The 22,595-nt window shown below is 70.5% G+C and carries 14 protein-coding genes; 9 read left to right on the plus strand and 5 right to left on the minus strand.

All coding sequences use genetic code 11. The annotated features are described in order from the left end of the window. The first annotated feature begins 4 nt into the window (after positions 1 to 4). The gene (locus DP939_RS20910; protein WP_199565305.1) at positions 5 to 517 is read left to right on the plus strand and encodes a chromate transporter; all 513 of its coding nucleotides are present in this window, start codon (positions 5 to 7) and stop codon (positions 515 to 517) included. Between the two features lie 119 nt (positions 518 to 636). Further along, positions 637 to 7,464, plus strand: coding sequence for a DUF2341 domain-containing protein (locus DP939_RS20915; RefSeq protein ID WP_113982411.1), 6,828 nt, complete (start codon positions 637 to 639; stop codon positions 7,462 to 7,464). Between the two features lie 70 nt (positions 7,465 to 7,534). Here the strand turns inward: DP939_RS20915 and DP939_RS20920 are convergent, their stop codons facing one another. Both DP939_RS20920 and DP939_RS20925 read right to left on the minus strand, forming a co-directional pair. After that, positions 7,535 to 8,791 (minus strand): DUF3500 domain-containing protein, encoded by a 1,257-nt coding sequence (locus DP939_RS20920; RefSeq protein WP_113982412.1) that lies wholly within the window; start codon positions 8,789 to 8,791, stop codon positions 7,535 to 7,537. A 51-nt stretch (positions 8,792 to 8,842) separates the two neighbouring features. Continuing rightward, entirely contained in the window at positions 8,843 to 9,490 is a 648-nt protein-coding gene (locus DP939_RS20925; RefSeq protein ID WP_113982413.1) for an NAD(P)-dependent oxidoreductase, read from the minus strand. Between the two features lie 95 nt (positions 9,491 to 9,585). Between DP939_RS20925 and DP939_RS20930 the strand changes: the two genes are divergently transcribed. From DP939_RS20930 to DP939_RS20940, 3 genes are all read left to right on the plus strand, one after another. Continuing rightward, positions 9,586 to 10,002: a winged helix-turn-helix transcriptional regulator gene (locus DP939_RS20930; RefSeq protein ID WP_113982414.1), complete on the plus strand. Its 417-nt coding sequence runs from the start codon at positions 9,586 to 9,588 to the stop codon at positions 10,000 to 10,002. Between the two features lie 135 nt (positions 10,003 to 10,137). Continuing rightward, positions 10,138 to 10,920, plus strand: a complete 783-nt coding sequence (locus DP939_RS20935; RefSeq protein WP_113982415.1) for an alpha/beta fold hydrolase — start codon at positions 10,138 to 10,140, stop codon at positions 10,918 to 10,920. Further along, the gene (locus DP939_RS20940; RefSeq protein ID WP_113982416.1) at positions 10,913 to 11,353 is read left to right on the plus strand and encodes a rhodanese-like domain-containing protein; all 441 of its coding nucleotides are present in this window, start codon (positions 10,913 to 10,915) and stop codon (positions 11,351 to 11,353) included. Before DP939_RS20935 ends, DP939_RS20940 begins: the two co-directional genes overlap by 8 nt. 89 nt (positions 11,354 to 11,442) lie before the next feature. On the opposite strand, the gene DP939_RS20945 is transcribed toward DP939_RS20940, so the two are convergent. After that, a complete protein-coding gene (locus DP939_RS20945) occupies positions 11,443 to 12,588 on the minus strand; it encodes a DUF418 domain-containing protein (protein WP_113982417.1) in 1,146 nt (381 codons plus the stop codon). Positions 12,589 to 12,746: 158 nt separating this feature from the next. Beyond that, the gene (locus DP939_RS20950) at positions 12,747 to 14,108 is read right to left on the minus strand and encodes a serine hydrolase domain-containing protein (protein ID WP_113982418.1); all 1,362 of its coding nucleotides are present in this window, start codon (positions 14,106 to 14,108) and stop codon (positions 12,747 to 12,749) included. Between the two features lie 192 nt (positions 14,109 to 14,300). Here DP939_RS20950 and DP939_RS20955 point away from each other — a divergent pair, with 192 nt between their 5' ends. The 3 genes from DP939_RS20955 to DP939_RS20965 all read left to right on the plus strand — a co-directional run bounded on the left by DP939_RS20955 (position 14,301) and on the right by DP939_RS20965 (position 18,412). After that, entirely contained in the window at positions 14,301 to 14,528 is a 228-nt protein-coding gene (locus DP939_RS20955) for a RidA family protein (protein WP_113982419.1), read from the plus strand. A gap of 337 nt (positions 14,529 to 14,865) precedes the next feature. Continuing rightward, the gene (locus DP939_RS20960) at positions 14,866 to 17,151 is read left to right on the plus strand and encodes an NPP1 family protein (protein ID WP_225878400.1); all 2,286 of its coding nucleotides are present in this window, start codon (positions 14,866 to 14,868) and stop codon (positions 17,149 to 17,151) included. Positions 17,152 to 17,506: 355 nt separating this feature from the next. Next, complete coding sequence (locus tag DP939_RS20965; protein ID WP_113982421.1) at positions 17,507 to 18,412, plus strand: DUF4429 domain-containing protein; 906 nt, start codon at positions 17,507 to 17,509, stop codon at positions 18,410 to 18,412. A 419-nt stretch (positions 18,413 to 18,831) separates the two neighbouring features. Here DP939_RS20965 and DP939_RS20970 read toward each other — a convergent pair whose 3' ends face one another. Beyond that, positions 18,832 to 19,683 carry a phosphotransferase enzyme family protein gene (locus DP939_RS20970; RefSeq protein WP_113982422.1) on the minus strand — a complete coding sequence of 284 codons (852 nt, stop codon included), beginning with the start codon at positions 19,681 to 19,683 and terminating at the stop codon, positions 18,832 to 18,834. A gap of 337 nt (positions 19,684 to 20,020) precedes the next feature. Between DP939_RS20970 and DP939_RS20975 the strand changes: the two genes are divergently transcribed. Beyond that, on the plus strand, positions 20,021 to 22,525 hold the full coding sequence (locus DP939_RS20975; RefSeq protein ID WP_113982423.1) for a S8 family serine peptidase: 2,505 nt from the start codon (positions 20,021 to 20,023) through the stop codon (positions 22,523 to 22,525). Positions 22,526 to 22,595: the final 70 nt, after the last annotated feature.

Below are 22,595 nucleotides of genomic sequence, written 5' to 3' on the forward strand. Positions count from 1 at the left end.
ACGTATGGACCGACCCGAGGCATCCGCCGCCGCGCCGCCGGTGACCGGCGACGTGATCCCCTTCCGGCAGGCCCTGCGCGCGTGGTTCGGCATCTCGCTGCAGACGTTCGGCGGCCCGGCCGGGCAGATCGCCGTCATGCAGCGCACGCTCGTGGAGGAGAAGCGCTGGATCGGCCAGCGGCGCTTCAACCACGCGCTCAACTACTGCATGCTGCTGCCCGGCCCCGAGGCCCAGCAACTGGCGATCTACGTCGGCTGGCTGCTGAACGGCACCCGCGGCGGCCTGGTCGCCGGGGTCCTGTTCGTGCTGCCGGGCATGCTGGCCCTGCTCGCCCTGTCGGCGGTCTACGTCATCTGGCAGGACACCACGGTGGTGACCGCACTGTTCGCCGGGATCGCGCCCGCCGTACTCGCGATCGTCGCCGCCGCGCTGGTGATGACGTTCGTCCTGCGCTGGCCGATGCTGCGCATTCTGGGCGTCTGCGCGCTGCTCGGCGTCGCCTCCCTTCTGCTGTAGTGACGCAGGGTCCGCAGATCAGCCGAAAATCAAGAATTCAACGAGCCGAAACCATGATGTTCATCGCGGCGTTGCCGGTGGGCCCGAGCGCATTCAACGTTGATCGATGAACTCCCGGCATGCACTCCCATGTCCTGTCACGCACCCGTGCCCTCGCACGCGTCGCCGCCGCGCTCGGCGTCGTCGCCGCCCTCGGGACGGGTGTGCCCGCCGCCCACGCGGCGGACCCGCTGCCCGGGATCGACGGCGGCGGCACCCCCCGGGACCCGTACCAGATCGACTCGGCCGACGACCTGCGCACCGTCGCCGGAGCGATCAACGGGAACCCGGGCGGTCTCGGCGGCGCGGCCTACCGGTTGACCGCCGACATCGACTTCGGCGGAAGCACGTTCGGCGGGATCAACTCCTTCACCGGAACACTCGAAGGCGCCGGTCACACGATCAGCGGCGTCCGGCTCGTACGGGAGGCGTCGGCGGGAGGCGAGGCCGACCGCCTGGGATTGGTCCGCCGCCTGGAGGGCGGCACGATCCGCGACCTCACCCTCGACGATGTGCAGGCCGACGCCGGGACCAGCACCGGCGGCTGGATCGGCGCCGTCGCCGTGGTGGCCACCAACTCCACCCTGACCGGCAACGCCGTGAAGGGCGCGCGGCTCACCGCGAGCAGCGCCGAGAAGGTGGGCGGCATCGTCGCCGAGCTGCACAACGGGACCATCGAGGACAACCTCGTGACCGGCTCCCTGAGCGCGGCCAAGATGCCCGGTGGCATCGCCGCCTACGTCAACCAGAACTCCCAGGTGCGGCACAACCTGGCGGCGGCCGACCTGACGATCGCCGCGCCGGGCGGGGACGGTGGCACGCGCGGCATCGACGCGGGTTTCATCACCGGCTACCCGGGCTCGCCGAACGGCTCCGCCTTCTCCGGCAACGTCGCGCTGTCCGGCTCGATCGCCTACACGGGCAAGGCCGACGGGTTCGTCGGCCGGATCATCGGCTACACCGGCTACGAGGGCTGGACGGCGGAGAACAACCTCGCCAACGCCGCGATCACCATCGGCGGGAAGACCGTCACCGGGCCGGGCGCCAAGAACCAGCACGGCACCGACACCACGGCCGAACAGCTTGCCCAGCGGGCGACGTACGAGAAGCTGGGCTGGGACTTCGCCAACGCCTGGCGGTGGGACGACGCGCTGCGCCACCCGGTGCCGAAGTACACCTCGACGCTGTTCGGCAACGGCACCGCCGAGCAGCCCTACGAGATCGGCTCCCCCGAGGACCTGGAACTGCTCGCCGCCCAGCTCAACGCCGGCAACGCCCGGTACACCGGCGACAGGCACTTCGCCCTGACCGCCGACCTCGACTTCGCCGGACGCGAGCCGTTCGGCGGCATCAACCGCTTCGAGGGCGTGCTGGACGGCGCGGGGCACAAGGTCAGCGGCCTGCTCTACGCCCCGCAGGCGAGCGCCGGCGGCGAGGCCGACCGGCTCGGCCTGGTGCGGCAGCTCGTCGGCGGCACCATCCGCGGCCTCACCCTGGCGAACGTCACGGCCGACGGCGGCACGCGCGGCGGGTTCGTGGCCGGCCTCGCCGTCGTCGCCACCGACGCGACCCTGACGGGCAACGCCGTGCTCGACGCCCGCCTCACGGCCACCGGCGCGGAGAAGGCGGCGGGCCTGGTCGCCGAACTGCGCGGCGGCTCCGTCACCGGCAACTGGGTACGCGCCGCGATCAGCGCGCAGAAGATGCCCGCGGGCCTCGTGGCGTACTCCAACAGCGGCGTGACGATCCGCGACAACCTCGTCGAGGCGAACCTCACCGTGGCCGCCGACGGCGGCGCGGGCGGCACCCGCGGCATCGACGCCGCGCACGTCGTGGCCTACCCGGGCAACCCGAGCGCGGGCGGCTCGTTCACCGGCAACGTCGCGCTGTCCGGCTCGATCGCCTACCGGGGCGGGATCGACGGCTTCGCCGGCCGGATCGTCGGCTACACCGGCTACGAGGGCTGGACGGCGGAGAACAACCTGGCCAATGCCGCGATCACCATCGGCGGGAAGACCGTCACCGGGCCGGGCACCAGGAACCAGCACGGCACCGACACCGCGGCCGAACAGCTCGCCCAGCGGGCGACGTACGAGAAGCTGGGCTGGGACTTCGCCGAGAAGTGGAGCTGGGACGCCGAGCTCGGCCACCCGGTGCCGAAGTACGTCTCCGCGGCCGAGGCGCCGAACCGGATCACCACCACCTTCCATGGCGACCCCGGCACCCAGCGCGCCTTCACCTGGTATTCGGCGCTGAACACGGACGGCGCCGTCGCCGTGCTGAGCACCGACCGCGAGTTCCCCGAGGGCTCGGCCACGGTGACCGTCGAGGCGCAGCGCGAGGAGAGCGAGGACGGCGAGACCTTCTACCGCGCCATCGCCCGCGACCTGCGGCCCGGCACCACCTACTACTACCGCGTGGGCAACGCGGCCGAGCAGGTGTGGAGCGCCACCGGCACGTTCGGCACGGCGAAGGGCGGGGACGAGGACTTCACGTTCATCGACCTGACCGACACCCAGTCGCAGAACCTGGCCGAGGCGGAGCTGTCGGCGCAGACCATCGCCAAGGCGCTCCGGCACGTGCCGGACGCGGAGTTCGTCATGCACAATGGCGACGTCGTCGAGGACGGCGGCCGGGAGCAGGACTGGAAGGACCTGCTCGACGCCGCCCGCCCGAGCCTGCTGAAGACCACGTTCGCACCGGCGTCGGGCAACCACGACGCGGCGGCCAACGCGTTCGCCGACCACTTCACGCTCGCGGGCCCGCAGGACCAGAACCGCTCCAGCGGCGTGTACTACTCCTACACCTACAACCGGGCGCACTTCATGGTGCTCAACACCAACGAGGGCGGCCCCGAGGGGATCTCCAAGAAGCAGATCGACTGGCTCCGGGCCGACGCCAGGGCCGCGCGCGACGCCGGTGCCAGGTGGCTCGTCCTGGCCATGCACAAGGGCGTCTACACGACGGCGAACCACCTGGACGACGGCGACGTCATGGCGATGCGCCGCACTCTTGTGCCGGTGATCGACGAGCTGGACATCGACCTGGTGCTCCAGGGCCACGACCATGTGATGAGCCGGTCCAAGGTACTGGCCGCCGACCCCAAGGGGGTCCAGGGCGCACGGCCGGTCGAGACCACCAAGATCACCGAGGTCCGCGCCGGGAAGCGCGTCGAGTACGCGGTGGACCCCAAGGGTTCCATCTACTTCCTGCCGAACACCGCGGGCGCCAAGCACTACAAGCAGGCCACCGACCCGCAGGGGGTGGATCTGGAGCCCTACCTGCGGCTGTTCGACCGCACCGGTGAGCAGGCGGGCGAGAACTTCACGGCGGTGAACGTCACGGCGGCCCGCCTCACGGTGAACGTGTACGACATCCGCGACCGCGGCGTGCCCCGCCTGTTCGAGGGCTTCGGCATCGACCGCGCGATCTCCCCGGTCGCCGCCCGGATCAGCGAGCTGCCCGCCGCGGCCGACATCACCCTGAAGGACGCCAAGGCGGTGGCCGCGGTACGCGACGCCGTGAACGGCCTCAGCGAGGCGCAGCGCGGCGCCCTGACCGGCCTGTCGCGCCTTGAGGCCGCCGAACGCCGGCTGCGCGAGCTGGGCGGCCTGGTCTCCACCGACGGCAAGACCGTGGCCTGGGCCGACCCCGGCGCGACCGCCCGTCAGATGGTCACCGTCCGCAACGACACCGCGTCGGACTTCACCGGCACGCCGGTCCAGCTCCGCATCCCGGCGGCGCCCGACGTCAAGCCGGACGAGCTGGCCTTCTTCGCCGCGGACGGCGCTCCCCTGCCGTTCGAGGTGGAGACCTGGCGGCCGGGCGGCACCTCGACGGTGTGGGTCCGGGTGCCGAGCCTGCCCGCCCGGTCGGCGCGGCAGGTGTGGGCGTACTTCGGCGGCGGAGCGCCCGGCAACGATCCCACCGCCGTGTGGGGCGAGGCGTACTCCCTGGTCGAGCACTTCGGCGGCGGCACCGCGAGCGGCGAGCGCCGCACCGACTCCACGGGCCGGCAGTCCGGCCTCGTGGTGGGCGGCGACATCACCACCGGTCATTCGGAGCGGGGCACCGGCCAGGCGCGGTTCGGCGCCTCGCGCCTGCAGTACGCGGGCGACGTCGGCGGCGGCCACGACCGGATCGCGATCAGCGGCGTGTACTCCCTCACCGAGGAGGACCTGGCCGCGCTGGGCGCACCGGCCCCCGTGGTCGCGAAGGAGAGCGCGACCGGTGACGGGCAGCTCACGTTCTGGCAGGGCGTGCGGCCGGAGAAGCAGGTCGGCACGCGCCTTGCCGGCAACAGCTTCGAGTTCGGGAACGTCGATCTGAGCCACCGGTTCGGCTTCCCCGCCGACGGCAGGCCGCACCTGGTCACCCAGACCTACGACGGCATGACGTACTCGGTGTTCGTCGACGGCCGCGAGGTGCACAGCCAGATGGTCGAGTACCGCAGCACCTTCTCGGACCCGGCCGTGCAGACCACGATCGGCGACTACTACACCAACGACGGCACCCTCCGGACGCCGTTCCGCGGCCTGGTCGATGAGGTGCAGATCGCGGGGGTGGCCTTCACGCCCGCCTTCGAGTCCTTCCGGTACGCGAACCTGTTCGGCGACGCCGTGACCTTCGGCGAGCGGGTCGAGCGGGCGCGCGAGCGCCTGACGCTGGTGGTCGGCACCCCGCGCGCGGGCGGCTCGCTGGAGGCGGGCCTGGCCGAGGTGACCGGCACCGTCAGCCGCCGCGCCGAGCTGACCGCGCGGGTGGGCACCGAGCAGGTGCTCACCCAGCGGGTCGACGCGGGGCCGTTCACGGTCCGCGTGCCGGTGAATCAGACGGGCGAGCAGACGCTCACGGTCGGGGCCGCCGCCATCGGCAGGTCGGGCAAGCCCGCCTCCGGCGGGTCGCGGGACGTGGCCGAGCCGGTCCAGATCCGGGTCACGGTCAAGGACACCGTGGCGCCCGCCGCGCCGAAGGTGAGCGACGACGCCGCCGCGGGCAAGGGCCCGAACGTCACGCTGAGCGCGACGCCCCAGACCCAGGACCGCGAGCGGGTCGAGGCCAGGTTCTACGCGGGCCCGACCATCCCGCTCAGCGGCTCGAACGTCGTGGTACGCACCGGGACCACCCCCGACAGGGTGCCCGGCGCGCTGAAGCCCGGCAGCGGCACCGTGGGCAAGGAACTGCTGCCGACGACGAGGGGAAGCAACGAGAACCCGTTCCAGATCTATGAGATCTCGCTGACCGGCGAGCAGGCGAAGCAGCAGGAGTTCCACCTGACCTGGACGGGCTCCGGGGACGACCGCACCGTGTCGGCCCACGTGTACGACCACGCGGCCGGGCGCTGGATCCTGAAGGACTCAGGGGCGGACCCGTCCGGCGCCGCGGTCCAGCTCGACGTGACCGCCCGCGCCGCCGAGAACGTCGTGGCCGGCGGCAAGCTGCACCTGCTGGTCTGGCGCGGCATGACCGCCCTGCCCGAGAACGTCGGGTCCATGCCCGCCGCCGACCGGTACGACTGGGCCTTCGACCACGTACCGGACTCCCAGCTCTACGCGCAGGCGACGCCCGACCTCATGACCCACCAGTTCGAGTACATCGCCGGCGTCGCGGCGGCGCGCAAGACCAGGCTGGTGCTCCAGTCGGGCGACTGGGTCAACCGCGAGTACCTGTCGCAGGAGTACCAGTGGGAGAACGCCGAGCCGTCGGCGCGGGCGCTGGAGAAGGCGGGCCTGCCGTACATGATCTCGTGGGGCAACCACGACTACTCGGACGCGCGCAACGGCCGGGTGATGCTGCCGAAGTACTTCCCGATGGAGCGGTTCGAGAAGAGTCTCAAGGGCGGCCCCTGGCGGTTCGGGGGCAGCGACAACATCGACAACTACTACTACACGGCCGAGATCGACGGGGCGAAGCTGCTGCTGATCACCGTCGGCTTCTTCTCCGCGGACAACGCCGGCGACCCCGGCCTGGCCTGGGCCAAGCGCGTCATCGAGGCCCATCAGGACCACGCGGTGATCATCGCCAACCACAACTCGGTGAACCAGGGCGTCAACGGCTGGTCGAACGACAACGTCACCAGGGCGCTGATCGACCCGTACCCGAACGTCAAACTGGTGCTCGGCGGCCACATCGCCGGCACCGGCGTCGCCTCCCGGCAGACCGCCGGCGGCAACCGCGTCTACGGCGTACTGACCGACTACCAGTCGCGCGTGTACGGCGGGCAGGAGTACCTGAAGCACATCAGCGTCGACGCCGAGAACGACCTGATCTACTTCAACACCTGGTCGCCGCTGCTGGGCAAGGCCACGTCCGACGGGAACTGGCACCACAAGGTCCCCCAGGGCGCGATCCCCGGTTTCCACGGCGCGGACACGGAGAACTTCGCCCTGGACATCGACCTCGGCGGCAGCACGACACGCACCCTCGCCGCCGAATCGCTCACCGTCGCGGCCGGCCCGCGAAAGCAGGTCGGTGACGTACGGCCGGCGGTCGGCGCCGAGCGGGTCTCGGTGGTGCTGAACGGCCTCACCCGGGGCGGCTCCTACGAGTGGTACGCCGAGCTGCGCGACCCGGCGGGCCACGTGACCCGCAGCGCCGTCAGCGCCTTCACCGTGGCGAAGGCCCCCGCGTGGGCCCCCGGCACCGTCTACACCGGAGGCAGCGAGGTGACCTACCGCGGCGCGCTCTGGCGGGCGGCGTGGTGGACCCGCGACCAGGCGCCGGGCGACCCGAACGGGCCGTGGCAGGAGATCGCCACGACCGCCGACGGGACCGCCGTCTGGACACCGAGCCGCATCTTCGTGGCCGGTGACGTGGTGGAACACCGTGGCCACCGGTACAGGGCCACCTGGTGGACCCGCAACCAGCAGCCGGGCGATCCGCACGGCCCCTGGCGTCCGCTGAGCTGACCCTGGAATGAACCGTGGGCGTGATCGTCGCAACGCGATCCACATGCGACGATCACGCCCACGACCGTTGTCAGCGTCCGGCGCGCCGCTGTGGATGGTGGCGGGCGAGGTGGCGGCGCAGCAGGTCGCGTCCGTAGTCGCCGCCGTTGGGGGTGCGGACGATGGTGTGGACGTGGAACGGCTCGGGCTCCTCGTTGTCGAGGAAGACGCCTCGCTGGCAGTCGTATTCGATCAGGACGACGGGGCTGTGGACGCGGTAGTAGAAGGCGTCGTCGTCGCCGCTCCCGCCGATCCAGGCGATGTGCGTGTCACCGAGGTGCCGCTCGACGTCCGCCATGAACGCGGCGGCGGGACCGTCCGGGAGCCGCCGCGCGTAGGTCCCGACCAGGTGCAGCAGCGACTCCCGCTGCCGGTGGGACAGTCCGCCGGCCGGTAGCCCCGCGTAGGGGATGACGCGGTTGTCCTGGGCGGCGCCGCCCAGGTGCCTGCCGTTGACCGGATCGGCGAGGTCGGCGGGCAGGTCCTGCACCCGGATCGATGGGTGCAGAACGGCCTGACGTGCCTGCTCGGGGCGCAGGCCGCGCAGCAGGCCGAGTCCGGCCGCCCGCTGCTCGTCGAACAGGCGCAGGCCCTTGTGGACACCGCGGTCGGCCTCGGTGGGCTCGGCCCCGATGAAGGTCGGGGTGAGGACCATCTGCCGGCCGATGATGAAGCAGTGCACGTCGAGGTGGTGGCCCCACAGTTGCCAGCCCCACGGCTCCGTCGCCGAGGGGGTGCCGAACAGTGCGATGGAGTAGTTGTACTCGGTGAGGGAGTCGCGATAGTGGCCGATCAGCTCGCCGAGCGCGGCGTTGAGTTTCATCGCCGTCCGGGCGTCGGAGAAGCCGGTGGCGGACAGGGACGCCTCTAGGATCGCGAGCGCACGATCCCGCTGCGCGGGCTCAAGGTCCTCGAGCCGCAGGCCGTGCGGGTCCCAGTTCGGAAAGGCGTTGATCCACATCCGCCACTCGTCCGCGTCGATGGCGAACCTGACGGCTTCGCGCTGGGTGGGAGTGAGGTGGTCGAGGAACGCGGTCGCCGCCCTGGTCGCGGACCCGGGGTCCCAGCCGGTGTCCTGAAGGGCGAACAGATCGGGTACGACGTGCCCGTCGGTCGTGATGCCGACCAGCGGCTCCTTCGCCTTCTCGACCACGGGCGGGAACGACTTGCGCACCACCGGCTGGAGGTCCGGGGGCAAGCCCGCGAGATCCACCCGGCCGTTCTGGATCGGCAGCCCGAGGACAGGTCCGTATCCCCGGTAGAGCGTCTTCTCAGATTCATTGTCCATGACAGAACATGCCTTCCTAAGGGCGACGCGATGGGGCGGGGTGGGCCATACTCAGTGGCCGAGGTTGACCTGTTCTCTGTGGTGGTCGCCCTTCTCGATCAGGTCGACGAACCCGAGGGCGTAGTCCGCGGCGGAGATCGCACCGCCGTCCTCGGGCTGAACCGCGACGTCGCCGCCGAGCCGGTAACGGCCGAGCCGTTCGCCGGGCATCCGCGCGCCGAACCTGAGCGCCGGGCTCACGAAGACCCAGTCGAGCGTCGCGGGCGCGGCCGGGAGATCCTCGATGATGAGCGCCGCCCCGGCGCGGATCTCGTCGTGGAACTCCGCGGGGATGTGGCTGAGGTCGGTGACGAAACGGTCCGCCCCGGCCGCGGGGCGCAGCGAGGAGTGGCCGCCGACGACGTACAGGCGTACGCCCTTGGCATCGGCCAGGCGCGCGATGGTGCGGTTGACGTCGCGGAACGTACCGGCCAGCGGGCCGCGCGGGGCGAGTGCGGCCACCACGACGTCCGTGTCCTCGATGAGCGCCGCGAGCGTCGCCTCGTCGGCGGCGTCGCCTTGGACGTAGGTCACGTTCGGGATCGGCGCCTCGGGGAGCGAACGGCTCAGCGCGGTGACCTGGTGACCACGACCGGCGGCCTCCGCGGCGATGGCCGAACCGGAATAGCCGGTGCCGCCGATGATGGTGATACGAGACACGGGGGTGCCCTTCTGCTTCTACGGGATGGGTGGCGTCGAACGACGCGCTGCGCTTACCGTATGAGAGCAACTCTCCAACGGGAAGAAGGCACTTTGTGGTAACCACCTCGACCGAGCCGGTGCTCCATGGCAGCCCCTACAGCGCGGACTGCCCGACCCGCCGCATCCTGGACCGCATCGGCGACCGCTGGACGGTCCTCATCGTGGGCGCCCTCTGGGACGGCAGCGCCCGCTTCTCCGACCTGCGCCGCCGCATCGAGGGCATCTCACAGAAGATGCTCACCCAGACCCTCCGCGGCCTCGAACGGGACGGGCTCGTCCACCGCACCGTCCACCCCGAAGTCCCGGTCCGCGTCGAATACACGCTCACCGAGGCAGGCCGCACCCTGCGCGAGCCCCTGCGCGCCCTGCAGGAATGGTCCATCGCCCACCTCGGCGATGTGGCGGCCTCGCAGGAAGCCTACGACCAGGCGAATCAACTTCCTCCCGGCTCCACGGATCGCGACAAGTGACGCTCATGTGCAGGTGACGCCGGTCAGGCGTTCGGACAGCCGGCACAGGCGAGCGGCCATATCGGTGTGCCGGGTCGAGATCCGGGTCCCGGCTTCGACTTCCTTCCGAAGACCTCCGAACAGACAGGACCCGGTATGGACAAGGTGACATCGGCGGACGGAACTCCCATCGCCTTCGACCGGATCGGCGACGGCCCGCCGGTCGTCGTGGTGGCCCCGGCCCTGTGCGACAGGAGCGACACCTACGCCCTCGCCGAGCACCTGGCCCGGCACCACACCGTGATCAACTACGACCGCCGGGGACGAGGCGACAGCGGGAACACCCGCCCCTACGCGGTACTCCGCGAGGTGGAGGACATCGCCGCGCTCATCACCGCGGCCGGGGGCGCGGCCTCGGTGTACGGACATTCCTCTGGCGCGGCCCTCGCTTTACATGCCGCGGCGCATGGGTGTGCCATCATCAAGCTGGTCGTGCACGAGCCGCCCTACGGGCCTGATGACGCCGACCACCGAGCCGCCGCGCGGGACATCGCCGAGAAGATCGAGGCGGCCCTGGCCGAGGACCGAAGAGGTGAGGCAGTGGAGCTGTTCCTGGCCGGTGCCGGCATGCCTTCGGCGATGGTCGAGCAGTCGAGCCGGGACCCGCGCACACGGGCGATGGCGCCGACGCTCGGTCATGAGTTCCAGATCATGGGCAACGTCCACAGCGGCGGCACCGTCCCGGCCGATCTGGTGCGTGCCGTACGCGTCCCCACCTTGGTGATCAACGGCGGGCACAGCCCCGCCTGGATGATCGACTCCGGCCGCCGGATCGCCCGCCACCTGCCCGCCGGGTCCCATCGCGTGCTGCCCGGACAGCATCACATGGTGCCGCCGGAGGCATTGGTACCGGTCCTTACGGAGTTCCTCGATGAGTGAGCCGAAGGAGGACGTCCGGCCGCCGGCCGTCGACCGCCTGCTCGCCGCGGCACGCGCCGGACTGCGCCGGTTGTCCCCCACCGAAGCCGCCGCCGCGCTCGCCCGGGGCGCCCGGCTGGTGGACACGCGCCCGCACTTCCAGCGGTCGGCCGACGGCGAGATCCCGGACGCGATCATCATCGAACGCAATCACCTGGAATGGCGGCTCGACCCCACCTGCCCGGCCCGCATCCACGAGGCGACCGGCCACGACATCGCCTGGATCGTGCTCTGCGACGAGGGCTACTCCTCGTCCCTGGCAGCCGCCTCGCTGCACCGGATCGGCCTCGGCCAGGCCACCGACGTGATCGGGGGCTTCCGCGCATGGAAGCACGCCGGCCTGCCCTTGATCACTCCGCCAACGCCGACCCCGCCACGCCTGCCGCGAGCCTGAACGCCCAAGCACCTGACACTACAGATACCAAGCAGAGCGACAACCCTCTGCAACACCGACCGGCCCCCAAGTCCCTGCCGGCGTGTGGATCAGCGGGACAGCCGACGCAGGGCGATCTCGCAGGGCCCCCGGTGGCCGGCGCGGCGCATCCAGTCCGCCAGCACGATCGACAGCGACCAGACCGCCACGCCGATGGCATGCGCGGCGGCGGAGCCCATGGCATCGGCCAGGTCCAGCGCGAAGGGATAGAACAGGGCGACGAACACGACGGACTGGAAGAGATAGAAGCTCAGCGAGCGCTGACCGAGCGCCACCAGCGCGGTCGTGAGGCGGCCGCGGTCGCCGCCGATCTTGACGGCGATCAGCCCCATGGCGGCGGCCAGTCCGATGCCGCCGGCGTACCCCGCGATCGTGTGCGCGATCGCCGGCAGCCAGGTCGAGCCGGTCGTCCACACCCCGGCCGAGATCAGCGTCATCGGGAGCCTGCCCGCGACGGCCAGGGCGAGGAAGGAGACGGTGACGCGGCGGAGCAGGACCACATGCAGCTCGGGCTCGTCGATGATCCGGCGCCGCGCGGCCCAGATGCCGATCGCGATGCCGGGCACCACGAGCAGGACCATCCCCGGTACCTTCGCCGGCCACAGCATCAGGTGGAGGAGCAACTGACCGGCGAAGTCGTCCTTCATCAGCGACGGCAGCGACTCCGGGTGGCCGGCGGCCGCCGCGGCGTGCGCCCGGACGGTCGTCCACGCCACGATGGCCGTCGCGGGGACAAAGGAGATCGCCGTGGTCCAGAGCAGGACCGAGTCACGTGCGCGGACCATGGGCGCCATGATCAGTAGCGCCAGGCCGTACGTCGCGACGATGTCGATCGGCACCAGCAGCGTCGCGTGCAGGAACCCGATGACGAGGAGCCAGAACCCCCGGCGCCGCAGCAGCTTGCGGACCGAGGGCCAATCGCCGCCCTGCGCGAACCGGCCGGCGGCCAGCCGGCCGAGGCCGTAGCCGAACAGGAACACGAACATCGTGCGCGCCAGGTTGTCGGCGACCAGGACCTTGAGGAACTGGCTGACGCTGTTGAGCGCCGACGGGCCGAGGTCGGCGTGGCTGACGAAGGTCGGCGCATGCGCCAGCGCGATCAGCAACAGCATCACGCCGCGCGCCAGGTCGGGGGCGAGCGCGCGGACCTGTGCCGGAGGCGGCGCCTGCACGCTTCCCGAAGGGACGGTGGGCATGGATCGCTCCCGGGAGAAGAGAAAGGTGACGACGGGGGGTGACCGACCTGCCATCCGGTCGGCGTCATGTGCGAAGCCGGACGAACGGGATGAGTCAGGTCACCCCGCGCCGAGCGGGTGGCGGGCCGCCGGTTCCTGCGGCGACGCCTGGAGGTCGGTCATCCCAGGCAGGATCGGACGGCCTTGGCCAGGTTCGACGCCCGCGGGTCGTCGGGCCGGTAGTTCCAGAGGTTCGTGACGTAGCCGAAGCCGACACCGGCGTCGGGATCGGCGAAGCCGATCGATCCGCCGGAGCCCGGGTGGCCGAACGACCCCGGCCCGGTCATCGGCAGCGGCGGGCAGGCTCGCCAGAACCCGAGCGACATGTAGAAGGAGCGGTCGGCCGGGAGGTTCAGCCCCGGCGGCAGCCCATGCATCGGTGTCCTGTCGGTCTGGACGGCCGTCATTCTCGCGACCGTCGATGGATCGAGCAGCCGCACCCCGTCGACGTCGCTGACCGTGGCGGCGTACATCCGTGCCACCGATCGGGCGTCGGCGAGCATGTTCGCGGCAGGGAACTCGGCCGCGCGCCAGGCACGCGTCGCGAACACCTTGGGGTCGGTCAGGGCGCCGCCCAGCTCACCGGCACGGGCCTGGACCGAGCCCGGAGCCCACACGGCGTTCACCCATGCGGTGACCGTGTCCGCGTCGAGCCCGGTCGTCGCGATCAGCCCGGCCAGCAGCTCCTCCAGGCTGAACGGGGCCGCGTCGTGGAGCCGGGCCACCCGCTTCTCCTCCTTCTCCGGCAGCCCGATCCACGCCCTCAGCCCGAGGGGGGCGGCCACCTCTTCGGCGAAGAAGGTGCCGAGCGACCTGCCGGTGATCCGGCGTACGATCTCGCCGACCAGGAACCCGTAGGTGACGCTGTGGTAGACGTGCTCGGTGCCCGGCCGCCACAGCGGCTTCTGGGCCTCAAGCGCACGGATGACCGGGTGCCAGGCGCACGCCTGTTCGAACGTCAGCGGCCCGTCGACAATGGGCAGGCCGGCCTGGTGCGACAGCAACCAGCGCACCGGTATCCGCTCCTTGCCCGCCGCGGCGAACTCCGGCCAGTACCGTGCCACCGGGGCGTCCAGATCGAGCTGACCGCGCTGGACCAGCAGGTGAGCACAGATCGCGGTGGCGCCCTTCGTCGTGGAGGCGACCTGGACGATGGTGTTCCTGCGCCACGGCCGCTTCGCCTCGCGGTCGGCGAGGCCGCCCCACAGGTTGACGACGGGGCGGCCGCCCACGTAGACGCTGCACGCCGCGCCGACCTCGCCAGGATTCCTGAAGTTCGCACGGAACACGTCCGCGACCTTCCCCCAGCCATGCTCGACACCGCGCTCGCCGTCGTCCCCACCACCGCTCACGGCGGCGTCGGCGGGGCCGGCGAGAACGGCCTGCGCCCCCGCGAGCGCACCGGCCCCCAGCACGCCCTTCAACACGGTCCGGCGCTCGACGTGTCCCGGTTCGGGTGCCCCGCTTGTCGCGTCCGCCATGCTCTGCTTCCTTTCTGGAGCGCTGAGACTCAGGGAGCCGAGCGGCGCGGCCCTCCAGCGCCACGCTCACCTTCAGCTACCTGGTGATACTGATTACCGGTACAAAGTAACACTGACTACCAGTACGTAGCAACACTTAATAGCCGAGCGCCGCGTAGCGAAGCCGGGCGGTCACGAAGGACCCGGCCGCGCGTGTTCGAGGAGCTGGGGGCGACACCGCGGGATCTGGTCAAGCTGCTGACCATCGTGGCCGGGGCCGACCACCTGCCCGGCTTCTACGCCGCCCGGGAGGAGGTCTTCGCGGACCGGTATCCCGATGGCGACGTCCCGGCGCACTCTCACCGGGGCGGCGTGGCCCCGCGGCGCGGGGAGACGCCGAGGTGCGCGCCGCGCAGGCCGGCACCGGCTTCTGGGCAATGAGCACAAAGTGGCCTGTTAACTGGTCAGTCGCGATCGCACAATGCATCTTGAACGCGACATGGCCGTCCGGCCCGCCCCGCAGCGCAAATTCCCGGCAATTCGAACGCCACCGCCGCACTCGACGCCTCGCACCTGCCCGTTCCCATCGATGCCCGGCGATTTCGCTCGCATTGTCACCGATATCGGGGCTTTCACGTCCCCTATCTGAGGAGAACCTCATGACAGAGTTATCGGAGCGCCGATGACCAGGAAATCAGCCGCCGCCGTCCGCCGTACTCGCCGCAGGTGGCCGCGAACGGCCGTCGGCGCCGCCGCACTTAGCCTGGTGGCGGGTCTGTTGAGCGCCGTCACGGCGCCGCCCGCGTGGGCCGAGCCGCCGCCGCCCAAGCTTCCGGCGAACGCCAGTGAGGCGCAACTGAGGTACCAGCCCGCGATGGACTACGACGGCGACGGCTGCTATCCGTCGGTGGCGATCGGACCCGACGGCACCCTGAATCCGGGACTGAAGCCCTCCGGCGCCCTGGACGGCGCGTGCCATGACGAGTCGGACCTGGAGAACGTCAACATGTACGCACGGTCCCGCTGCAACACCAGCGGATGGTGCGTCCACCTCTACGGGCTGTACTTCCAGAAAGACCAGAAGCTTCCTGGCGCCGAGAGCGGGCACCGGCACGACTGGGAGCACATCGCGGTGTGGGTCAAGGACGGCGAGGTCAAGTACGTCGGGCCGTCCGCCCACGGGCACTACAACACCCGTCCGGTCGATGAGGTCGAGCTCGTGGACCGCACCCACCCGAAGATCGTCTATCACAAGGACGGCCTTGAGACGCACGCGTTCCGGCTGGCCCGCGCGGGTGAGGAGGCGGAGAACCCCCGGGGCTGGCAGCTTCCCGACCTGGTGAGCTGGAACGGCTACCCCTCGACCGAGCTTCGGGACAAACTGTCCGCGCACGACTGGGGCTCGGCCACGTTCGCGCTCAAGGACGACGAATTCCCCGGCGAGCTGGACAAGGCGCACAAGTACGAGGTCCGGCCGACGCGTGGCTCGCCTTACTACCTGGACTGGTCGTTCGAGTTCGACGTCGACAGGCATGAACTGCCGTCCGGAATGTCGGACCCGAACACTCCCCGCAGCGACGAGGGCGGCGAAGCGGAGCTGGCGAAGCGGGATCTGCGGGTGCTGCCACTGGGCGACTCCATCACCTACGGCAACGGCAGCTCCACCAATTCCGGCTACCGGGGGGACCTCTGGGCGAAGCTGAAGGCCAAAAGCCTGGACTTCGTCGGCTCGCAGCGGTCAGGGCGACTGCCGGACACCGACAACGAGGGGCATCCCGGCGCGATGATCAGCGAGATCGCGCAGAAGGGCGTGGTCGCGGCGCAGCGGTGGCGGCCCAACGTCGTACTGGTGCACGCCGGGACCAACGACATGAGCCACGGGAACGCGGGCGCCGCCCGGGACGCCCTGGCGGCGTTGATCGACGACATCCACCAGGCGGCGCCGGATGCGACGGTGGTGGTGGCCGACCTGGTGCCGTCCAGGAACGCCGCCGTCCAGGGCAGGATCCAGGAGTTCAACACGCAGATCCGCGGGGTGGTCCTCGCGTACATCCTGGCGGGCCGGCACGTCCTCCTGGCCGACATGAGCGCCGTGAAGCCCGGCGATCTCAGCGACGATCTGCATCCGAACGACAGCGGATACGGCAAGATGGCCGACGCGTTCTACACCGCCATCGTCCGGGCGGCGGCCGGGGGCTGGATCAAGGACCCCTCCGGCGGGACCACCTGCACCGACACCCCCGGGAGCTGGAACTTCCGCGGCCGGATCGCCACCGGTGTCGGCCATTCCCAGGACGAGCGCATCGACTTCGCCGACATCGACGGCGACGGCCGAGACGACTACCTCGTGGTCGACGTCGAGACCGGGGCGGTGCGGGCCTGGATCAACAACGGTGGCGACGGCGGCGGCGGCTGGACCGCCCGCGGCCGGATCGCCGTCGGTATCCCCCACAGTGACACCGAGGTCATCGACTTCGCCGACATCGACGGCGACGGACGAGACGACTACCTCGTGGTCGACGTCGAGAGCAGGGCGGTGCGGGCCTGGATCAACAACGGTGGCGACGGCGGCGGCGGCTGGACCGCCCGCGGCCGGATCGCCGTCGGGGTCGAAGGCCAGAGCCGGCCGGTGTTCGCCGACGTGGACGGCGACGGGCGGGACGATTACCTCGTCGTATCCGATATCGCCACCGGAGCGGTGAACGCCTGGATCAACAAGGGCGGCGACGGCGGCGGCGGCTGGACGGCCCGCGGCCGGATCGCCGCCGGCGTCGCGAGTCCCCAGGATGGTCTCACCTTCGCCAACGTCGATTGCGACAGGCGGGACGACTACCTGGTGACCGGCTATCCCAGTGGGTCGGTCAGGGCGTGGCTGAACCGTGGCGGCGACGGTGGCGGCGGCTGGACGGCCCGTGGGCAGATCGCCGCCGGCATCGGCATCGGAAGCGGCCAGGGCCTGACGTTCGCCGACATCGACGGCGACGGGCGGGACGACTACCTGATCTACGACGTCGCCATCGGCAGCGTACGGGCATGGATCAACAACGGCGGGGACCCGGCCTGACCGCGTCCGTTCCGGTGAACAAGGGGTCCGTGTCCAGACGGGCCACGGACCCCGGCACCGTGGGAGCGCGCGACCGTACGGTTTCCGCGACACCGGGCGCAAGGTGTCATCGGACGTGTGCGCCGGCCCGGCTCTGCCCGAACGTCATGCCTTCCTTCCAGAGCGACAGGTCGCCCGGGTAGTTCGCCGATCCGCCTGCCCGGGAGGCAGGGCGAAGTCCCCGCGTGGGCGACCGGAGGCAGCCTCAAGTCAGTGACCGCTCGTCGCCCTGCGTAGTGTCCGGCTTCCCCAGCAGGTCGCGGCCCGAAGTTCGACACTCTCACCACTCGGCGGTCACGCTCCTAGACTTCGACGCATGGACGAGTTACAGGGAAAAACGGCGACATGGCAGTTCGACGAGGAGAAGGTCGTCATCCGGTACAGCACCAGGTGGCGCACCCACGCGCTGCTGAAGGTCCTCGCCCGCTGTGAGGTCCCTCTGCCGGCCGTCGCGGCGGTGGAGTTCGCCTCCGCGGGGAAGAAGGGCTGGCGGCTCCAGCTCCGGCTGCGCGAGCGCGCCGACCCCTACGCCGCCGTCGGCCCGCTGCTCGCCGAGAAGGGGCAGCCGTTCCTGCTGACCGGCGGGCCCGACACGGAACTCGTCGCCGAGTACCACGCCGACCAGATGCGGCTCTTGGCCGACGCCGCACGGCTCGGCGACGGCCGGCGCCCGCCGGAGGAGTACGCACTCGGACTCGTCCCGCCCGTGCCGCTGCACATCCAGACATCGGAGGGGTCGGCGAGGTTCGACGGGCAGACGATCCGGCTGGAGTGGTCCGATGACGCGAGCTTCCGCAAGAGCAGGAAACGCCGGATGGAGTACGCGCTGACGGACATCCGCCGCATGGATTGGTTCCCGCAGAAATCGCTGGACGAGGGCTACCTGCGCATCGTGACGTGGGACGAGGACACTGGCGCCGGTTCAGCCAAGCCGAGCAAGGACTTCACATGCCTGCTCACCGAGGACAGTGCCAAGCAGGACGCCTGGACACTGGTGATGGCCGCGACGGTCACGGCACACCTGTGGGCGGCGACGGCGGGACATGCCTTGAACCCGCAGACCGAAACCGCGCAGCTCACCACCGGCCCGGGCACGGTGGCCGACGCCGACGCCCGAAGCGTCTACGACCGCATCCGCGAGCTCGGACGGCTGCACAAGGAGGGCATGCTCACTGACGAGGAGTTCACATCGAAGAAGGCGGAGCTTCTCAATCGCCTGTAAGCCTCCATCTTGCATAGACATGTGTAGACACCTGTAGACAGGACGGAAGTGCCGGCAGCTCTCCGCAGCCATGATCGCTGAAGGGGCTTCCGCGCTCGAAAGGGCGCAGAACCACCGCGGACTGGGAGAGCAACACCTGGGAATACGCCCATGCGGTGACCACCGAGCCGATTCCCAGGTACTGGGCGACCCTCGCACTCGATATGCTTGATCTTCAGCAGCTCTGCTCTGGTCGGCGGCCGGAGCCGCCGGTCGAGATCGCACGCCCCCTGCGAAGTGACCAGCAGATCCACGTCCCCCACTCCCCCGCTTGCGCGCAACCTCCTGACCGTTCAAGCGCGCATAGAAGTGGCTGAAGGGCGCCCACAGGCTTGAAGCACTCCGCTCGCCAGCGGGACCTTTCGTTGGCATGCCTGCGATCAGCCCTGAACGTCCAGCGCGTTCCGTTCAAGCGCCGTTCGGATCCGGCCGAGCCATTCCGTGCCGAGCCGGCGGCCGTCCGGGAACTGGTCGTCCCGATCCCAGCGCCACGTCGTGACCATGGCGAGTACGAGAATCCGGCACTCGCGCAGCAACTCCTGATCGACATCCGGATAGTGCGCGCCGACCGCTTCGGGCGCGTGGGCGAGGTCGAACTCGACAGGCCCCCGGCAGCACGTCTCAAGGTCGATGAACAGCAGGCCGTGCTTCGTGTTGAGCAGGTTGCCCGGGTGGGGCTCGCCGTGCAGAAGCCGCCCGGTGCCGCCGCGGTCGCCGATGGTTCGGCGCAGGCTGCGCAGTGCGCCGCCGAGGAGCTCCCGGTCCGCGTCGGCGAGCTCCGGAGTACGGTCGCGGCTCGCCACGAGCCGCTGGGCCTCCTCGACCCGATCCGTGAAGTGCGGCGCCGGGACGTCGATGGTGCGCATGCCGGCGTGCAACCGCGCAAGCGCCTTGGCGTAGTCGGCGGGCGGGACCTCGCGGCGGGACACGGGCTCGTAGTAGGTCCACAGCGTGATCGCGAAGCCATCGCGCTCATGGACGCGTGGCTCCACCCGGGGCTCAAGAGCGGCCACGGGGCACCCGGACTCGGCCAGCCGCCGGGCGAGCTCGATCTCGAACCGCGCCACCTGATCGGCGATCGGGGCCACGCGGGCGAGCACGTCACAGGGCAGCAGGCGGAGGGTGAGCTTGTTCGAGTCGTGTAGCACGACCGCGTCGTCGGCCACCAGGCCGAGCGATGAGACGACCGCCATCGCCGCGGCCACCGCCCGCGACACCTCCGACGCCTGCATCGTCACCCGCCCTTCTCTTCCCCGGACCCCGCCGTGGCCTCCACACGGTGCCGCCTGGAGCCCGGCACCACCGCACTGGTCATGATCGCAGGTGGCCTGACCCGGAGAGCGGCTTCTTCTTGGCGAAATTGATGGAGCCGTACTGCTCACGTGCGTGCCGACAGCCACGGCACCGGCAGATTAGCGGGCCCGCCCGCCGCTCGCCGCCGGCGGGGCGACCAGAAAGTGAGCAACGAATCGGCCTGGCGGATGGTCAACGCCCTGGTGCAGGGTCTTCGCGGGCGGGGCGGATCATGTCTCGCGCACCTGGAAGTTCGCCTTATCAGAAGGAGAACGCGTGTCCCATCCCCCATACCGCCGACGGCCGGCCCTCGGCCGGCTGATCGTCGGCGTGCTCGCCACCTTAAGCCTGGTCTTACCGGAGGGTACGGCACACGCCGAACCCGGCAACGAAAAGATCGACAAGGCGGTCGTCGCGGACCTGAAGGACGGCAAGGCCAGTTACCTGGTCCGGCTCAAGGGCGAGGCGAGCCTCGCCACCGCCCGCGCGGCCACCACCAAGGCGGCCAAGGCCAAGGCGGTTCATGACGCCAAGTCCGCCCACGCGAACAGGTCCCAGGCCGGGCTGCGCCGGCTGCTGACCGAGCGGAAGGCCGAGCACACCCCGTTCTGGATCGTCAACGCCGTCAAGGTCACCGCGGACGCGGAGCTGACGAGCGAGATCGCCGCGCTCCCCGAGGTCACCGCCATCGACCCCATCGACACGATCGAAATGCCCGAGCCCAGGCCGGGCAAGGCCCAGCCGCAGGCAAAGGGCAAGGTCGCGAACGCGGTCGAGTGGAACATCGACCGCGTCAAGGCGCCACAGGTGTGGAACGAGCTGAACGACCGCGGTGAGGGCGTCGTCGTCGCCATCATCGACTCGTGGCCGGACTTCGACCACCCGGCGCTCGCCGCGCAGTACCGCGGCAGGCACGCCGACGGACGCGTGGATCACAACTACAACTGGTTCGACCCTCACCCGGAATGCGCGACCCTCGGTCCGTGCGGAACGGAGGAGCACGGTACCCACGTGACCGGCACCGTGGCCGGGGCGAACGGCATCGGAGTCGCGCCTGGTGTCAAGTGGATCGCCGCCAGGGGCTGCGCGCACGAGCGCTGCGATGAGACCTCGGTGATCGCGGCCGGGCAGTGGCTGATCGAGCCGACCGACCTGAACGGCCAGAACGTCCGTTACGACCTGGTACCCGACATCGTGAACAACTCCTGGAGAATCCCCTCCGACAAGAGCTACGAGCACATCGTCGACAGTTGGATCGCGGCGGGGATCTTCCCGATGTTCGCCAACGGCAACGGCGGCGAAATGGGCTGTGGATCGAGCGACACGCCGGCGGTGTACCCCCAGAGCTACAGTACGGGCTCCTTCGACATCAACGGCGACCTCGGGCGTGGCTCGGCCACGGGCCCTGGGCGGGACGGGGACATCAAGCCGAACATCTCCGCCCCGGGAGTCAATATCCGCTCCTCGGCCCCCTACGGGGACTACCGGCTGATGAGCGGCACCTCGATGGCGTCGCCGCACGTGGTCGGCGCGGTGGCGCTGATGTGGTCGGCGGCGCCCTCGCTCCGGGGTGACATCGACGCCACCCGGCGGCTGCTCGACGACACCGCCATCGACATGCCCGCGTCCGACTGCGGCGGGACGCCGGACGACAACAACGTCTTCGGCGAGGGCGCGCTGGACGCGTACGCCGCGGTGCGGGCCGTGCCCGACGACGCGCTCGGCGACCTGCGCGGCACGGTCACCTCGGGCGGCAGGCCCCTGCGCGACGCCGAGGTGCGGGTAACGACCTCCTCCGGCCACAAGGTGGGCACGGCGGCGGACGGCGGCTACTCGCTGCTGCGCCTGCCGCCGGGCCGGTACGAGATCACGGCGTCGAAGTTCGGCCACCGGAGCGCCACCCGGACCGTGACCGTCGTGGACGGGCAGGTCGCGACCGGGAACCTCGACCTGCTCCGGCTGCCGCACGGCACGGTGACCGGCACGGTCACCGCCGGCGGCGCAGCGGAAGCGGGTGCCACGGTGCTGGTGCCCGGCACGCCGGCCAAGGCGGTCACCGACACCTCGGGTCGTTATCAGATCACCCTCCCGCACGGCTCCTATCGGCTGGAGACCTCCGGTGCCTCGCACTGCGTGACCACCGCCGCCCACCAGGTCACGGTCGCCGGGAACGTGACGAGGAACGTCGGACTGGATGTGCGGCGGGACACGTTCGGGTACACGTGCGAGGCCGGCACCGAGCCGTACGTCGCGGGCACCGACCGGCTCTCCTTCCCCATGCAGGCGAGGCTGCCGTTCGCGATGCCGTTCTACGGGGGAACCTACTCCGAGGTCTGGATCGAGCCCAACGGGGTGATCTCCTTCGAGACCGTCTCCAACAACGGCCGCACCCCTCTGCTGAATCCGGCACTCCCGAACCTCGCCCTCTATCCGTATTGGGCGACCCTGAACGTGGACGCGGAGTCCGACATCTACGCCGGTACGTTCGGCACCGCCCCCAATCGAACCTTCGTGGTCGAGTGGCGGAACGTCCGCATCGACGACCCAGCGGACAGCACCGACCGTCTGTCGTTCTCGGTGCTGCTCGGTGAGGACGGCACGATCAGCTACCGCTACAAGGACGTGGACGGCACCAGTGACCACGGCGTGTCCGCGACGATCGGCATCGAGAACGCCGATGGCACTGACGCGTTCCAGTACTCCCACGACACCCCGTCGATCAAGAACGGGCAGAGCCTGACCTTCACCGCCGGCCCCCCTGGCACCGCCCACGGGCGGTAGCCGACCACCACCATCAGTGGAGTCGGCATCAGAGCAACGTCACATGCGCCTGTGGTCGCGGCCAAGGTGT

Source organism: Spongiactinospora rosea, assembly GCF_003315795.1.
GTDB lineage: Bacteria > Actinomycetota > Actinomycetes > Streptosporangiales > Streptosporangiaceae > Spongiactinospora > Spongiactinospora rosea.

Excerpts from the sequence above, each read along its gene's own strand:
- DP939_RS20920 (WP_113982412.1), bottom strand. The coding sequence starts at position 8,791 with ATGGACAATGAATCTGAGAAGACGCTCTACCGGGGATACGGACCTGTC.
- DP939_RS20940 (WP_113982416.1), top strand. The coding sequence starts at position 10,913 with ATGAGTGAGCCGAAGGAGGACGTCCGGCCGCCGGCCGTCGACCGCCTG.
- DP939_RS20910 (WP_199565305.1), top strand. The coding sequence starts at position 5 with ATGGACCGACCCGAGGCATCCGCCGCCGCGCCGCCGGTGACCGGCGAC.
- DP939_RS20945 (WP_113982417.1), bottom strand. The coding sequence starts at position 12,588 with ATGCCCACCGTCCCTTCGGGAAGCGTGCAGGCGCCGCCTCCGGCACAG.
- DP939_RS20935 (WP_113982415.1), top strand. The coding sequence starts at position 10,138 with ATGGACAAGGTGACATCGGCGGACGGAACTCCCATCGCCTTCGACCGG.
- DP939_RS20965 (WP_113982421.1), top strand. The coding sequence starts at position 17,507 with ATGGACGAGTTACAGGGAAAAACGGCGACATGGCAGTTCGACGAGGAG.
- DP939_RS20950 (WP_113982418.1), bottom strand. The coding sequence starts at position 14,108 with ATGGCGGACGCGACAAGCGGGGCACCCGAACCGGGACACGTCGAGCGC.
- DP939_RS20970 (WP_113982422.1), bottom strand. The coding sequence starts at position 19,683 with ATGCAGGCGTCGGAGGTGTCGCGGGCGGTGGCCGCGGCGATGGCGGTC.
- DP939_RS20915 (WP_113982411.1), top strand. The coding sequence starts at position 637 with ATGCACTCCCATGTCCTGTCACGCACCCGTGCCCTCGCACGCGTCGCC.